Origin of the sequence: Pseudomonas sp. KT_2_4 (assembly GCF_041410225.1) — a bacterium.
GTDB classification, from domain to species: domain Bacteria; phylum Pseudomonadota; class Gammaproteobacteria; order Pseudomonadales; family Pseudomonadaceae; genus Aquipseudomonas; species Aquipseudomonas paracarnis.
In genome coordinates this window covers 502033-516637 of sequence record NZ_CP166962.1, presented here as the reverse complement: position 1 = coordinate 516637, position 14605 = coordinate 502033, and the positions used below count along the sequence as shown (strand labels likewise).

Here is a 14605-nt window from a genome sequence, read left to right as displayed (position 1 = left end):
GCGGGGGCTTTTGGTTTAGCGAGGCATCAAGCCGGTTGCACCACCGACTGACCGCTCAACGCCAGGTCCAGCAACTCACGGTTGGCCACCGCGTACATGGCGTAGTCCGTGCCCACTGCGGCACGAATTTCCACCATCATGGCACGCCAGCGATCCGCCATGTCCTGATGCTGCTCAAGCCACAGGGCCACGCGGGCTTCCATGTCTTGTGGCGCATCGGCCATTTGCAGGACCGAAATGGTGATCGCCCGTTGCTGCCAGTCCACGTCGTCGCGGAAGGCTTCGCGGGCCTGGGCTTGCCAGTTGTTGGCCACTGGCAGATCGCTGATCTGCTGCAGGTACCAAGGCAGGTCCAGGGCGCTGCCGACGGCGAAGTAGGCCTTGGCCACTTCGGCGGCGTCATGCCCGGTCACGTCGGCAGCTTCGATGATCGGCAGCAAGGTGTACAGGTGGGTAGTGCCTGCAACCATGCGCGCCAACAACTCTGGTACGCCGGCCTGGGTATAGGCCTGGTAGCGGTTCTGCCAGCCTTCGCGGGTCGGGCCTTCCAGCAGTTCGTCGAGCTTGAGGCCCAGCGCCGCCAGGTGCGGACCGAAGTGCGCGGTGTCGCGCCCGGCGTCTTGCTCGTTGCGACGGCTGCGCAAGAACCAGCGCGTAGCACGACGGCCCAGGCGCATCAGTTCATCCATGAGCTCCAGTTGCACGTCAGCGGAAACCTGGTGGTCCAGGGCTTCAATCTGACGGAACCAGTGCGGGAGATGGAAGATGTCCCGCACGATCACATACGCGCCCGCCACGTTCGCTGGGCTCATGCCGGTCGACTCTTTGAGTCGCTGCACGAAGGTGATACCCATGTGGTTGACCAGGTCGTTGGCGATCTGGGTGCTGACGATCTCGCGCTTCAGACGATGGCGACGCATGGCTTCGCCGAACTTGGCCACCAGGCTCGGTGGGAACGCGGTCTCCATGTCACGGGTCAGGTACTCATCATCCGGTACCAGCGACTTGAGCAATGCTTCCTTGAGGTCGATCTTGCTGTACGAGATCAGTACCGACAGTTCCGGGCGGGTCAGGCCCTTGCCGGCAGAGGCGCGTTCAGTAAGCTGTTCCTCGGTCGGCAGGTACTCGATGGCACGGTCCAGCTTGCCACGGCCTTCCAGGTCGCTCATCAGGCGCTTGTACTCGGCAGCACGCTCGTAAGCCTTGCGCGCGGCCAGGGACAGGGCCTGGGTCTGCTTGTAGTTGTTGCCCAACACCAGGTTGCCAACTTCGTCGGTCATGCTCGCCAGCAGTTGGTTGCGCTGCTTGTCGGTCATGTCACCGGCCTGCACCACTTCGTTGAGCAGGATCTTGATGTTCACTTCGTGGTCGGAGCAATCCACGCCACCGGCGTTGTCGATGAAGTCGGTGTTGGAACCGCCGCCATTGAGACCGAATTCCACACGGCCCAGTTGGGTCATGCCCAGGTTGCCGCCCTCGCCCACCACCTTGCAGCGCAGTTCGTTGCCGTTCACGCGCAGTGCGTCGTTGGCCTTGTCGCCCACGTCGGCATGGCTTTCGGTGCTGGCCTTGACGTAGGTACCGATACCGCCGTTCCACAACAGGTCCACCGGTGCCTTGAGCAAGGCGTTGAGCAGTTCGGTCGGGGTCAGCTTGTCGGCCTGGATGTCGAAGCGTTCTTTCATCTGTGGCGAGATGGCAATGCTTTTCGCGCTGCGCGAGAAGATACCGCCACCTTCAGACATGATGCTGGTGTCGTAGTCGGTCCAGGCCGAACGCGGCAGCTCGAACAAACGCTTGCGCTCGACGAAGCTGGTGGCCGGGTTCGGGTTCGGGTCGACGAAGATATGCAGGTGGTTGAAGGCTGCGACCAGTTGCAGTTTGTCCGACATCAACAAGCCGTTACCGAACACGTCACCGGCCATATCGCCGACGCCTACCACAGTGATGCTGTCTTCCTGCACGTTGATGCCGCGCTCACGGAAGTGACGCTGTACACCTACCCATGCGCCCTTGGCGGTGATGCCCATTTTCTTGTGGTCGTAACCAGCCGAACCACCGGAGGCGAACGCATCGCCCAGCCAGAAGCCATAGTCGATGGCAATGCCGTTGGCGATGTCGGAGAAGGTCGCAGTGCCCTTGTCCGCCGCCACCACCAGGTACGGGTCATCGTCGTCATGACGCACGACGTTGGCCGGCGGCACCAGGGCGCCGTCTTTCAGGTTGTCGGTGATGTCCAACAGGCCGGAGATGAAGATGCGGTAGCAGGCGATGCCTTCGGCCGCGATCTCGTCCCGGCTGCCGCCCAATGGCAGGCGACGCGGCAGGAAGCCGCCCTTGGCGCCCACCGGCACGATTACCGAGTTCTTCACTTGCTGGGCTTTTACCAGGCCAAGCACTTCGGTGCGGAAGTCTTCTTCACGGTCAGACCAGCGCAGGCCGCCACGAGCGACGTTGCCGAAGCGCAGGTGCACGCCCTCGACCCGTGGCGAGTACACGAAGATTTCAAACTTCGGCACTGGCTTGGGCAGCTCGGGGATGGCACGCGGGTCGAACTTGAAGCTGAAGTACGACTTGTTCTGGCCGTTGGCATCGGTCTGGTAGAAGTTGGTGCGCAGGGTGGCCTTGATCAGGTCCAGGTAGCGACGCAGGATGCGGTCTTCGTTGAGCACCTGAACGTCGTCCAGAGCCGTGAGAATCGCTTGTTCCAGGCGTTGCTGCTTGTCTTCCAGGTCGTCGGCAGTGAGCTTGCGCGCCAGGTAGAAGCGGGTCTTGAACAGCCGGGTCAACTCGCGGGCGATGTCGGTGTGGTTGTTCAGGGTGCTGGCGATGTAACCCAGGTCGAAGCCCAGGCGAATCTGCTTCAGGTAACGGGCATAGGCACGCAGCAGCGCCACGTCGCGCCATGGCAGGCCGGCGGTGAGGACCAGGCGGTTGAACGCATCGTTCTCGGCATCGCCATGCACGATGTGCACGAACGCATCCTGCAGGGTGTCGTTGAGCTGTTGGATATCCAGGTTCACGCCTTCGGCGGCGATGAACGCAAAGTCATGAATCCAGAACTCCCGGCCATTGGCATGACGCAGGCGATACGGAAACTCGCCCAGCACGCGCAGGCCGAGGTTTTCCAGGATCGGCAGTACGTCGGACAGCGCCAGCGGGGTGTCAGCGTGGTAGAGCTTGCAATGCAGCTCACGCTGACCGGAGACCTGGCCCAGCGGCTGATAGAAGCTCATCACCAGCGGGTTGGCTTCGGTCAGGCTGTTGAGGTGCTGCATGTCGACCACAGCCGAATGCGCAGCGAAACGCTCGCGGTAGCCGGCCGGGAAGCCCTTAGGGAAATCCGCCAGCACGTTGGTGCCCTGGGCTTCGCCGAAGCTTTCCACGACCAGACTGGCGTAGTCGTCCTGCCAGCTGCGGCAGGCCTGCACCACTTCTTTTTCCAGTTGCAGCGGGTCGATGTCCAGGCGGTTCTTCGGGTCAACTCGCAGAATCAGTTGCACACGGGCAAGGACGGACTCGGAGAAGAAGGTCCAGAACTCGCAGTCCGAGGCTTTCAGACGGTCCATCAGCACTTGCTGGATCTTCTGGCGCACTTCGGTGGAGTAGATGTCGCGTGGCACGTACGCCAGGCAGTAGCAGAAACGACCGTAGGGGTCTTTGCGCAGGAACACGCGGATCTTGTTGCGTTCCTGGATCTGCACGATGGACATCACGGTGCTGAACAGCTCGTCGACTGGAGTCTGGAACAGGTCGTCACGGGGCAATACTTCCACCACCTGGGCAAGTTCTTTACCCAGGTGCGCCTTGGCCTGGAAGCCCGAACGACGTTCGATTTCCGCGACCTTGCGGCGGATGTAAGGGATCACCCGCACGCTTTCGCCGTACACCGAGGAGGTGTACAGGCCCATGAAACGGTGTTCCTTGATGACCTTGCCGTCGGCGCTGATCTCACGGATCGACACGTAGTCCGGGTAGGCCGGACGGTGCACGCGGCTTGGGTGGGCGGCCTTGGCGAACGACAGTACGGTCGGCTCGCGCAGGTAGGCCACCGCGTAGTCCTCGATGCGCAGGTCTTCGGCGGTGAGGCCGGCGCGCAGCAGCTTGGTCAGACCGAGGAAGGAGCTGGCGTCATATTCGATATGACCGCCGTCCGCCTCGTCACGTACCACGAACTCTTCGTAGCCCAGGAAGGTGAAGTGGTTGCCCACCAGCCATTCGAGGAAGTTCTTGATCTCGGCTTTTTCTTCGCCGTCGATGGCGAACGCGCTGGCGTCGATACCGGCGAGCAGGTCCTGGACCTTGGCTTTCATCGGTTCGAAATCGGCCACGGCCACGCGTACTTCGCCCAGCACCTGCTCAAGCTCTTTGCTCAGCACGTTCAGTTCGGCGGCGTTGGCGCAGCGGTCGATCTCCAGGTACATCAGCGATTCTTGCAGGATGCCGTCGCCCTGGGTGCCCTTGGGCAGGATTTCCAGCAGCTCGCCCTTGTTGCCACGACGCACGCTGAGCACGGTGGTTTGCAGGGTATGGATGCTGTAGCCACGGCGATTCAGCTCGGTGCGTACCGAGTCGACCAGAAAGGGCAGGTCATGGTGCAGCACTTCGACCGCAGTATGCGTCGATTGCCAGCCATGACGCTCATAATCGGGGTTGTAGACCCGCACTTGCGGTTGGGTGTGATCAAAGCGCTCAAGCAGGCGCCAGGCAGACAGGGTGCAACCGGCCAGGTCGGAAAGGCGACGCTGGGTCAGTTCGTCCAGAGAAATGATGCCGAAGAATTGCTCAGCGAACAGCGCCACTTGTGGCAGTGCCTGTTCGCTGATGTGCTGCGCCAGTGCCGCTTGCAGTTGGTGCTGGAAGTCGGCCTTGCTGGCTGCGGTGAAGAACGCCATCTGTGGTACTCCGCTTGGGCTTGTTATTGATGAAAGCGTCGCGTGTTATCCCCTTGCGGGGAGACCGTCAGCTCTGTTCGCTGGTGTGCTGACAAGCACCATAAACGAATCAGGGTGACAGGTGGGTGAAGCTGGACAGGACAGTCAGGTCACATACAACTTCCATACGGCATGCCGTTGGCCAGATGACGATACGACGGGCAGGTCAGGCGCCTGGCACAGGGCACATCCGTTGCGCAGCTTAACGAGTGTAGGAAGAACGCTGCTTGCGACGCTGCGACATATTCGGTCATCGGTAAGCAGGGTGTCGGTTGCAACTTGGGCAACCTCGGATTTTCGGTAGAAAATCTTGCTACTTTGCACACCATCAGTACCAGAAATGACCGATCCGGCCCGTCAGGTCATGCACAAGTTCCGACACAGGATGAAGCACAAAATTCGCCGCAGTGGCACAATTGCCCTCCCCAACACAGGATTGCCCCATGCTGCAGCTGAAAACCGACGCCCTGATGGCCACTCCGTGCGACGACGAAGAAGACAACATGGCCATGCTTTGCTGTCACGGCAAGAACGGCGAAATGTTCATGCTCACCCGTTACCCGGATGAAGATGAAGTGGAGCTGACCTGGGATTACGAGCCTTCGACCCTCGATGGGCTGAAAGTGACGTTGGGCGACACCACCTTATTGATCGAACTGGCGGCCGGCGATGCCGATGCCCTGGGCGGCAAGGACCAGTTGGAGATCACCCACAGCACCGCTGCGGCAGACATGGCCGAAGTGCAGGAAACGCTGCAGAACATCCTCACAGGCACCGGCACGTTCATTCGGATCTGAATGCACCGAAGACCCCATGTGGGAGCTGGCTTGCCTGCGATGCAGGCGGTGGGGTCTTTCAGCCAGACCGAGTTGAGGCCATCGCAGGCAAGCCAGCTCCCACAGTGACCGTGCTTTACCAGCCCAGACGCTTGCTATCCCATGGGTTTTGCTAAAAATACCCATCAAGCCGTTAGTCGCCGCACCCCGCGATGCATTAAAGTAAACGCCCCAGGCCCGGTGTTCTGTCACAACACCCAGGCTCATCTTTCCAGGAACCGTCATCGATGGAACATCGTGAAGCGCTGCTTGCGCTGCGAACCTTTCTTTCTACGCAGATTCTCGGCCAGGAAAAACTCATCGATCGCCTGCTGATCGCCCTGCTCGCCGACGGCCATATGCTGGTCGAAGGCGCACCGGGGCTGGCCAAGACCAAGGCGATCAAGGAGTTGGCCGAAGGGATCGAAGCGCAGTTCCATCGTATTCAGTTCACCCCCGACCTGCTGCCCGCCGACATCACCGGCACTGAGATCTATCGCCCGGAAACCGGCAGTTTCGTATTCCAGCAGGGGCCGATCTTCCACAATCTGGTACTGGCCGACGAAATCAACCGTGCCCCGGCCAAGGTCCAGTCGGCCTTGCTGGAGGCGATGGCCGAGCGTCAGGTCAGCGTAGGCCGCAGCACCTATGAGCTGTCGCCGCTGTTTTTGGTGATGGCCACGCAGAACCCCATCGAACAGGAAGGCACCTACCCGCTGCCCGAAGCGCAGCTCGACCGGTTCCTGATGCACGTCAAGATCGGCTTCCCGGACGCCGCCGTCGAGCGCCGCATCCTGCAGCAAGCCCGCGGCGAAGCACTCAATGGCGAAACCAAGCCCGAGCGCCGGGTCAGTCAGCAGGCCATCTTTGCTGCGCGTAAGGAAATCCTCGGCCTGTACATGGCCGATGCCGTGGAGGAATATCTGGTGCAACTGGTGATGGCCACGCGCACCCCTGCCAAGTTCGACCCGGAAATGGCCGAGTGGATCGCCTATGGCGCCAGCCCCCGTGGTTCCATCGCCCTGGACCGTTGTGCCCGAGCCCATGCCTGGTTGGCCGGTCGCGATTTTGTCAGCCCGGAAGATATCCAGGCGGTGCTGTTCGACGTGCTGCGTCACCGCATCATCCTGTCGTTCGAGGCCGAAGCCGCCGGTGTCGACCAGGACCGCGTGGTGCAACGCATTCTCGACGTCGTTGCCGTCGCTTGAAGTCGATGAACGCAAGCGATGGTATCCGCGTAACCCTCAGTGAATTGATTGAGATGCGCCACCGCGTGCGTGAAGTGCAGTTGTTCTCCACGCCTGGCCAGCGTAGCCCGCTGGTGGGCCTGCATCACTCCAAGCTGCGCGGGCGTGGCGTCGATTTCGACCAGGTGCGCGTGTACCAGGCCGGCGACGACGTGCGCACCATCGACTGGCGCGTGACGGCGCGTACCCAGGAGCCGCACACCAAGCTGTTCCACGAAGAGCGCGAACGGCCGATTTTCATCATGGTCGAGCAAAGTTGCCGGCTGTTTTTCGGCTCGGGGCAAATGTTCAAGTCGGTGCTCGCCGCCCAGGCCGCCAGCCTGATCGGCTGGGCCGCCCTGGGCCATAACGACCGGGTGGGCGGGCTGGTGTTCGGCGACAATGAGCACTACGAGATCAAGCCACGGCGCAGCAAGCAAAGCCTATTGCAACTGCTTAACCGGCTGGTGCGGGTCAACCAGAGCCTGGATACCGAGCGTCAGCCGGAAGCGGATGCCCTGGGCATGGCCTTGCGCCGTGGCCGCGAGGTACTGCGCCCGGGCAGCCTGGTGGTGGTGATCTGTGATGAACGCGCCCTCACCGAAGGCGCCGAGCAACAGCTGAGCCTGCTGGCGCGCCATTGCGACCTGCTGTTGTTGCCAATCTCCGACCCGTTGGACCACGCCCTGCCCGCCGCCGGGCTGCTGCGTTTCGCACAAAGAGGTGCGCAACTGGAACTGGACACACTGAACATCGACCTGCGCCAGGCCTACAAGGCCCAAGCCGAAGCGCGTATCGCCCGCTGGGAACTGCTCGCGCAGAAACTGCGGCTGTTGTTGATGCCCTTGAGCACCCAGAGTGAAATGGTCGAGCAACTGCGCGAATACCTCAACCCGCAACGCCCGGTTAAAAAACCATGAGCAGCCTGGACCAACTGCAACCGCTGATTGCCCCGCCCGCCATTGGCTTCTGGCCACCTGCGCCGGGCTGGTGGCTGTTGCTGCTGGTGATCCCACTGCTCAGTTGGGGCTTGTGGTGGCTGCGTCGTTTCCTGCCGGCCCGCCGCCCCGTGGCCCGTGCCGAACAACCGCTGGACCCGTTGCGTATCGCCGCCCTGGCCGAGTTGGCGTTGATGCCCAAGCCCTACGACGGAGCGCCAGCGGGCGCCTGGTTGCAGCAACTCAACGGCCTGCTCAAGCGCCTTTGCCGTAACGACTACCCTTATAGCCAGAGCCACACCCTCAACGGGCGCAAATGGCTGGCCTTCCTGGATAACCGCTGCCCCGCCGCCGGCCTGACGCGCTGGATGGTGTTGGTGGAAGGCGCCTACAAGCCCGAATGCAAGCTCGACGACAAAGCCATCGCCGGTCTTACCCAAGCCGTCGACACCTGGATTCGCAAACATGTTTGAGTTCGCCTGGCCGTGGATCTTCGTCCTGTTGCCACTGCCCTGGATCATGCGCCTGGTGCTGCCCGTGGCCGACAGCGGCGAACCGGCGCTCAAAGTCAGTTACCTCAGTGACCTGGAAGGCTTGGCCCGCCGTCGTGCCCGGGTCAACCTGCCCGGCTGGCGCCAGCAAGCCCCATTCGTGGTGCTGTGGCTGCTGCTGTTGACCGCCGCCGCCCGCCCGCAATGGCTGGGCGAACCCTTGCCGATTGCTGCCAGCGGCCGGGATTTGCTGGTGGCGGTGGATGTCTCCGGCTCCATGGACTTTCCCGACATGCATTGGCAGGACGAAGACGTCAGCCGCCTGGCCCTGGTCAAGCACCTGCTGGGAGACTTTCTGGAGGAGCGTGAAGGTGACCGCGTGGGCCTGATCCTGTTCGGCAGCCAAGCCTACCTGCAAGCGCCCCTGACCTTTGACCGCCGCACCGTGCGCACCTGGCTGGATGAAGCGCGCATCGGCATTGCCGGCAAGAACACCGCCATCGGCGACGCCATCGGCCTGGCCCTCAAGCGTCTGCGCCAACGCCCGGCGCAAAGCCGTGTGCTGATCCTGGTCACCGACGGCGCCAACAACGCCGGGCAGATCGACCCGTTGACCGCCGCGCGCCTGGCGGCCGAGGAAGGCGTAAAAATCTACCCCATCGGCATCGGTGCCGACCCCGAGCAAACCGGCTCCCTGGGCATCCTTGGCGTAAACCCGAGCCTGGACCTCGACGAACCGGCGCTCAAGGCACTGGCCGAGGCCACCGGCGGCCAGTATTTCCGCGCCCGGGACGGCGAGGAACTGCTGAAGATCAAGGACACCCTCGACACCCTCGAGCCCGTGGAACAACAACCCACCCAGGCCCGCCCGGCCCAGGCGCTGTACAGCGGCCCGTTGGCCTTGGCGTTGGTGTTGAGCCTGCTGCTGGTGATCCAGGAACGCTGGCCGAACAACGCTTTGCAACGAGCCTTCAATAGGCTATCGAGCAGGGGCATCTTTTTGCAGCAACACCCTGAATGGCGCCAGCGCCTACAGCGCCTGCGCTTGCGGAGGCGTCGATGATCGCGCTGTGGCCGCACTGGTTGCGCCCCTGGTGGCTATTGCTGCTGCCCCTGCTTGGCTGGTTGCTGTGGCAGCTATGGCATCGGCAAAAGCGCGCCGGGCGCTGGCAGATGATCCTGCCGCCGGCGTTCCATGCCGAGTTGCTCAGTGGTGGCAATGGCCGCGAGAGTAGATCGCCATGGGTGGTGCTCGGCATCGCCTGGCTGTTGGCCGTGCTCGCGTTGCTGGGCCCCAGTTGGCAACGGGTTGAACAGGCCAGCCAGAAACCTTCCGACCCCCTGGTGGTGCTGCTGGAACTGACCCCGGAAATGCTCGCCACCGACAGCCCGCCCAACCGCCTGGAACAGGCGCGGCGCAAGCTGTATGACTTGCTGCAAGCACGCACCGATGCTCAAACAGCCATCATCGTGTATGCCGGCAGCGCCCATACCTTGGTGCCGCTGTCCGATGACCTGGCTACCAGCCGCAACCTGTTGGAAGCCCTGCGCCCATCGATCATGCCCGAGCCCGGCCATCGTGCCGATCTGGCCGTGGAAAAAGCCCTGGGCCTGCTCAAGCAAGGCGGCCTCGGCCAGGGGCGCCTACTGCTGGTCGGTTCCTCACTGTCCAAACAAGAGCGCCAAGGCATCCGCCTGCAACTGCAAAGTGCCCAGGCTCCAACGTTGTCGATCCTCGGCATCGGCAGTCGCGAAGGCACGCCGGTGACGCAGGAGAGCGGCGAATTCCTCAAGGACGACCAGGGCGCGATCCTGGTGCCGCGTCTCGACAGCCCGACCCTCAAGGCGTTCGCCAGCGAAATGGGCGGCCGCTACCGTGCGGCACGCCTGGATGACAAGGACCTGCGCCAACTCGGCATGCTCGACAGCGCTCAAGCCCTGCGCGACGACGGCCAACGGCTGCGCCTGGACAGCTGGGCCGACCAGGGTTACTGGCTGCTCTTGCCGTTGTTGCTGCTGGCCGCGTGCGCCGGGCGTCGCGGCTGGCTGTTCTGCCTGCCCTTGTTGCTGATGGGCGTGCCGCAACCCAGCTACGCCTTTGGGCTGCAGGACCTGTGGCTGCGCCCCGACCAACAAGGCCAGTACCTGCTCAAGCACAAACGCCCGGCCGAAGCCGCCGAACACTTCCAGGACCCACAATGGCAAGGCGTGGCGCTGTATGAAGCCGGCAATTACGCCGAGGCCATCAAGCGGTTTGCCCAAGGCAGCGACGCCTATTCTCACTACAACCGCGGCAATGCCCTGGCCAAGGCCGGTGAACTTGAAGCGGCCCTTGATGCGTATGAACAAGCCCTGGAAGCCCAGCCCGATTTGCAGCCCGCGCTGAAAAACAAAGCCCTGGTTGAAGCGCTGATGCAGGAGCAAGCGCAGCCCGAGCCGGACCCGCCCGCAAAAAACGCAGATGACGAAACCGCCCAACCCGGCCAAACTGCGCAACCGGGCACCAGCGCGCAAACGGCCCAGGGCGGCGAGCAATCGTCCCACGGCCAGGGCGAAGCCGGCACGGGTGAGACCCAGGCCAACGCCCCGCCACAGGCCGGTGGCAATGAAGTGCCAGGCAGCGAACTGGGTGACGAGCAAACCACCACGCCGCCACTGCGCCCTGCCGACACGCGCCTGGAAGGCGAGCGCCGCCAAGCGCTGGAGCAATGGTTGCAGGAAATCCCGGACAACCCCGGCGAGCTGTTGCGCCGCAAATTCTGGTACGAACAGCAACAACATCAGGACACCACTCGATGAGCCGCCGCACTACCCTTTTGCTCCTGCTCGCGTTGTCGGCAGGCCACGCCCAGGCGGCGGACCTGGTCGCCAGCGTAGACCGCAGCCGCCTCAACTCCGGGGAAACGGTGGAGCTGACGGTGCAATCCAGTGATGTAACCCAGTTTGGCAAACCGGACCTGTCGCCCCTGGACGCGCAGTTCGAAGTCAGCGGCACCCGCCAGATCAACCAACTCACCACGCTGGACGGCGACAACCACGCCACCACCCGCTGGATCATCACCCTGTTGCCCAAGGTAAACGGCAACGTGGTGATCCCGCCGCTGCAGGTGGGCGCACTCAAGACCCAGCCGATCACCCTGCAAGTGGTGGAAAGCGCCAGCCAGAACACCAGCGCCGAACTGGCCCCGGTGTTCATCGAAGCCAGCCTCGACCAGACCAGCGTGTACGTGCAGGCCCAGGCCCTGTTGACCGTGCGCGTCTACCACTCGGTGTCGCTGTATGACGACAGCAGCCTCACGCCCTTGCAGATACCGGATGCACGTGTCGAACAACTGGGCGAATCACGCACCTATGAAAAGGTCATCAACAGCATTCGCCATGGCGTGATCGAAACCCGCTACGCCCTCTACCCGCAACACAGCGGCGCTGTGGTGATTCCGGCGCAGACCTTCAGCGCTACCCTGGTGGAATCGCGACCGCCCCAGGAAAACACCCTGCAGGGCACCAAGCCGGGCAAGATGATTCACGTTAGCTCAGCGCCCCTGCCCTTGACGGTCAAACCCAAACCGGACGCCTACCCCGCCGACACCCCCTGGTTGCCCGCGCGCAGCCTGACCTTGAGCGAAGGCTGGAACCCCACGCCGGACCACGTGCAAGTCGGCGACTCTCTGACCCGCAGCCTTACCGTGGAGGCCGAAGGCCTGTCCAGCGCACAACTGCCGGCGCTGCCCGGCACCGAGGTCAACGGCCTGCGCCGCTACCCCGACCAACCAGTGATGGCTAACCGTACCAGCGACCGCGGGCTGACCGGCAGCCGTGAAGACCGCGAAGCCCTGGTGCCGACCCGCGCCGGCGAACTGGAACTGCCCGCCGTGGAAGTGGTGTGGTGGAACACTCACGAAGATCATCTGGAACGCACCAGCCTGCCGGCGCGCACCGTGCACGTGGCGGTGAACCCCAGCCTGGTGGTGGACACACCGGCGACACCGACGATCATCACCGCCCCCGACGATGACCGCCTGTGGCTGTGGCAACTGAGCACACTGATACTGGCCTGCACCACCCTGCTGGGCTTTGGCCTGTGGTGGCGCGCACGCCGGCAACCGGCGGTACAACGCGCCGCGCAAACCGGTCCCAGCCCACGCACCCTGCTCGACGACCTCAAGCGCGCCACCCAGGCCAACGACCCCCACGCCACCCGCCAGGCCCTCGACGCCTGGGCGCGGCAACAACCCGAAACCCTGGCCGACATGGCCGCACGGTTTGTGCCGCTGTCAGATGCCTTGGATGGCCTGAATGGCGCGCTGTACAGCGAAAGCGGTCAATACTGGTTGGGTGATGACCTGTGGCGAGCGATCAAAGCCATCCCCGTGGCCGAACGCGAGCAAGACCCGGCCACCGACACCACCAGCTTGCCGCCGCTCTACCCCAAGTAACCCCCGAGCCTGCTCGTTCCCACGCTCTGCGTGGGAATGCCGCCCCGGACGCTCCGCGTCCAGGTTTTGCGCCCTGTGCAACGGTGACGCAGAGCGTCACGGGATGCATTACCACGCAGAGCGTGGGAACGATCAATGGCGAGCGATCAAGGCCATCCCCGTGGCCGAACGCGAGCAAGACCTGGCCACCGACACCACCAGCTTGCTGCCGCTCTACCCCAAGTAACCCCCGAGCCTGCTCGTTCCCACGCTCTGCGTGGGAATGCCGCCCCGGACGCTCCGCGTCCAGGTTTTACGCCCTGTGCAACGGTGACGCAGAGCGTCACGGGATGCATTACCACGCAGAGCGTGGGAACGATCAATGGCGAGCGATCAAGGCAATCCCCGTTGCCGAACGCGAACAAGACCCGACCACTGATACCACCAGTTTGCCGCCGCTCTACCCCAAGTAACCCCCGAGCCTGCTCGTTCCCACGCTCTGCGTGGGAATGCCGCCCCGGACGCTCCGCGTCCAGGTTTTACGCCCTGTGCAACGGTGACGCAGAGCGTCACGGGATGCATTACCACGCAGAGCGTGGGAACGATCAATGGCGAGCGATCAAAGCCATCCCCGTGGCCGAACGCGAGCAAGACCCGGCCACCGACACCACCAGCTTGCCGCCGCTCTACCCCAAGTAACCCCCGAGCCTGCTCGTTCCCACGCTCTGCGTGGGAATGCCGCCCCGGACGCTCCGCGTCCAGGTTTTGCGCCCTGTGCAACGGTGACGCAGAGCGTCACGGGATGCATTACCACGCAGAGCGTGGGAACGATCAATGGCGAGCGATCAAGGCCATCCCCGTGGCCGAACGCGAGCAAGACCTGGCCACCGACACCACCAGCTTGCTGCCGCTCTACCCCAAGTAACCCAGCCTCAACCAACACCACAAAACCCCTGTGGGAGCTAGCTTGCCTGCGATGGCGGTGTAACAGGCGGCAGATGTGCTGGCTGATACTCCGCCATCGCAGGCAAGCCAGCTCCCACAGTTGATCTGCATCGCCTGCTCGGACGCCTGCTTGCACTCAGTGATTACGACGCGGCACCTTCCATTCCCGATGGGGGAACTTGTACAGATAGTTCAGGTTATCCATATCGAACCGGCCATCCTCCTTGCCGGGGCCACCGAAGAAGCTGATGCCGATATCCAGCTTGCGCAGCAGTTTAGGGCGTGAGAGTAGCTCCTTGGCCGCGTGGTGCGCCTCGGGTGAGAACGTCCTGTCGGTGGCGATCAGGCCGGCGGCCTCTTTCAATTCATTGAAGTTCACATAGCTGTCTGTCGCCCCTGCGGCGAATTCACGGAAGTGATCGCGGATCAACCCTATTAGTTGCCGGTCACTCACGCTTGCGTACGGGCGCAGGTCCGGGGCGCTGGCCTGGGTTTGAGTGCTTCGTGCCTGACGATGGTTAGCTTGGGTTGAGCGACTTTCAGCATCCAGTTGCTCTGGTAGAGCGGTGAAAGCGCTAGTGGAAGGTGGGTTTACTGAAAAAGACATGGTGGGCCTCTGATTCATTCAGGGGTTGATTGAGAAATCCACGTTGTGCGTGGTCGCCACTCGCCCTGTGGTTCCACTTCGTTCGTCACGCCCGCTCGACATGCATTGTTAAAGGCCAGCAATCCATATCCCTTTAATTTGCAGGACGTTTCCTAGACAATCCTTTGGCCTTGCGCCTGCTCATTTCGCTGGCTAGCCTTCGCTTCGTCGCTGCCTATCAGCGATCGGGTGTGA

Annotated in this window: 13 protein-coding genes; 11 read left to right on the top strand and 2 right to left on the bottom strand. The window is 62.9% G+C overall.

All coding sequences use genetic code 11. The annotated features are described in order from the left end of the window. Positions 1–26: 26 nt before the first annotated feature. Positions 27–4895: an NAD-glutamate dehydrogenase gene (locus AB9N64_RS02295; protein WP_102666842.1), complete on the bottom strand. Its 4869-nt coding sequence runs from the start codon at positions 4893–4895 to the stop codon at positions 27–29. Between the two features lie 482 nt (positions 4896–5377). On the opposite strand from AB9N64_RS02295, the gene AB9N64_RS02290 reads away from it, so the two are divergent. From AB9N64_RS02290 to AB9N64_RS02240, 11 genes are all read left to right on the top strand, one after another. Next, positions 5378–5731 carry a hypothetical protein gene (locus AB9N64_RS02290; RefSeq protein ID WP_003190803.1) on the top strand — a complete coding sequence of 118 codons (354 nt, stop codon included), beginning with the start codon at positions 5378–5380 and terminating at the stop codon, positions 5729–5731. Between the two features lie 266 nt (positions 5732–5997). Beyond that, positions 5998–6957, top strand: a complete 960-nt coding sequence (locus tag AB9N64_RS02285; protein ID WP_020301524.1) for a MoxR family ATPase — start codon at positions 5998–6000, stop codon at positions 6955–6957. 5 nt (positions 6958–6962) lie between these two features. Continuing rightward, entirely contained in the window at positions 6963–7895 is a 933-nt protein-coding gene (locus tag AB9N64_RS02280) for a DUF58 domain-containing protein (protein WP_014718313.1), read from the top strand. Next, positions 7892–8386 carry a DUF4381 domain-containing protein gene (locus tag AB9N64_RS02275; RefSeq protein WP_371359933.1) on the top strand — a complete coding sequence of 165 codons (495 nt, stop codon included), beginning with the start codon at positions 7892–7894 and terminating at the stop codon, positions 8384–8386. The genes AB9N64_RS02280 and AB9N64_RS02275 overlap by 4 nt, the downstream gene beginning before the upstream one ends. Continuing rightward, positions 8379–9467 (top strand): VWA domain-containing protein, encoded by a 1089-nt coding sequence (locus AB9N64_RS02270; RefSeq protein ID WP_122365615.1) that lies wholly within the window; start codon positions 8379–8381, stop codon positions 9465–9467. Before AB9N64_RS02275 ends, AB9N64_RS02270 begins: the two co-directional genes overlap by 8 nt. Then, positions 9464–11203, top strand: coding sequence for a tetratricopeptide repeat protein (locus tag AB9N64_RS02265; protein ID WP_371359932.1), 1740 nt, complete (start codon positions 9464–9466; stop codon positions 11201–11203). The genes AB9N64_RS02270 and AB9N64_RS02265 overlap by 4 nt, the downstream gene beginning before the upstream one ends. Next, positions 11200–12840, top strand: coding sequence for a BatD family protein (locus AB9N64_RS02260; protein ID WP_019820202.1), 1641 nt, complete (start codon positions 11200–11202; stop codon positions 12838–12840). Before AB9N64_RS02265 ends, AB9N64_RS02260 begins: the two co-directional genes overlap by 4 nt. A gap of 103 nt (positions 12841–12943) precedes the next feature. Further along, on the top strand, positions 12944–13066 hold the full coding sequence (locus tag AB9N64_RS02255) for a hypothetical protein (protein ID WP_020301528.1): 123 nt from the start codon (positions 12944–12946) through the stop codon (positions 13064–13066). 103 nt (positions 13067–13169) lie between these two features. Beyond that, complete coding sequence (locus AB9N64_RS02250) at positions 13170–13292, top strand: hypothetical protein (protein ID WP_020301527.1); 123 nt, start codon at positions 13170–13172, stop codon at positions 13290–13292. Between the two features lie 103 nt (positions 13293–13395). After that, the gene (locus AB9N64_RS02245; RefSeq protein WP_254989527.1) at positions 13396–13518 is read left to right on the top strand and encodes a hypothetical protein; all 123 of its coding nucleotides are present in this window, start codon (positions 13396–13398) and stop codon (positions 13516–13518) included. Between the two features lie 103 nt (positions 13519–13621). Then, positions 13622–13744: a hypothetical protein gene (locus tag AB9N64_RS02240; protein WP_020301528.1), complete on the top strand. Its 123-nt coding sequence runs from the start codon at positions 13622–13624 to the stop codon at positions 13742–13744. A 156-nt stretch (positions 13745–13900) separates the two neighbouring features. On the opposite strand, the gene AB9N64_RS02235 is transcribed toward AB9N64_RS02240, so the two are convergent. Continuing rightward, positions 13901–14371, bottom strand: coding sequence for a hypothetical protein (locus AB9N64_RS02235; protein WP_173877528.1), 471 nt, complete (start codon positions 14369–14371; stop codon positions 13901–13903). Positions 14372–14605: the final 234 nt, after the last annotated feature.

Coding starts and splice junctions, on each gene's coding strand:
- AB9N64_RS02295 (WP_102666842.1), bottom strand. CDS start 4,895: ATGGCGTTCTTCACCGCAGCCAGCAAGGCCGACTTCCAGCACCAACTG.
- AB9N64_RS02290 (WP_003190803.1), top strand. CDS start 5,378: ATGCTGCAGCTGAAAACCGACGCCCTGATGGCCACTCCGTGCGACGAC.
- AB9N64_RS02285 (WP_020301524.1), top strand. CDS start 5,998: ATGGAACATCGTGAAGCGCTGCTTGCGCTGCGAACCTTTCTTTCTACG.
- AB9N64_RS02280 (WP_014718313.1), top strand. CDS start 6,963: ATGAACGCAAGCGATGGTATCCGCGTAACCCTCAGTGAATTGATTGAG.
- AB9N64_RS02275 (WP_371359933.1), top strand. CDS start 7,892: ATGAGCAGCCTGGACCAACTGCAACCGCTGATTGCCCCGCCCGCCATT.
- AB9N64_RS02270 (WP_122365615.1), top strand. CDS start 8,379: ATGTTTGAGTTCGCCTGGCCGTGGATCTTCGTCCTGTTGCCACTGCCC.
- AB9N64_RS02265 (WP_371359932.1), top strand. CDS start 9,464: ATGATCGCGCTGTGGCCGCACTGGTTGCGCCCCTGGTGGCTATTGCTG.
- AB9N64_RS02260 (WP_019820202.1), top strand. CDS start 11,200: ATGAGCCGCCGCACTACCCTTTTGCTCCTGCTCGCGTTGTCGGCAGGC.
- AB9N64_RS02255 (WP_020301528.1), top strand. CDS start 12,944: ATGCATTACCACGCAGAGCGTGGGAACGATCAATGGCGAGCGATCAAG.
- AB9N64_RS02250 (WP_020301527.1), top strand. CDS start 13,170: ATGCATTACCACGCAGAGCGTGGGAACGATCAATGGCGAGCGATCAAG.
- AB9N64_RS02245 (WP_254989527.1), top strand. CDS start 13,396: ATGCATTACCACGCAGAGCGTGGGAACGATCAATGGCGAGCGATCAAA.
- AB9N64_RS02240 (WP_020301528.1), top strand. CDS start 13,622: ATGCATTACCACGCAGAGCGTGGGAACGATCAATGGCGAGCGATCAAG.
- AB9N64_RS02235 (WP_173877528.1), bottom strand. CDS start 14,371: ATGTCTTTTTCAGTAAACCCACCTTCCACTAGCGCTTTCACCGCTCTA.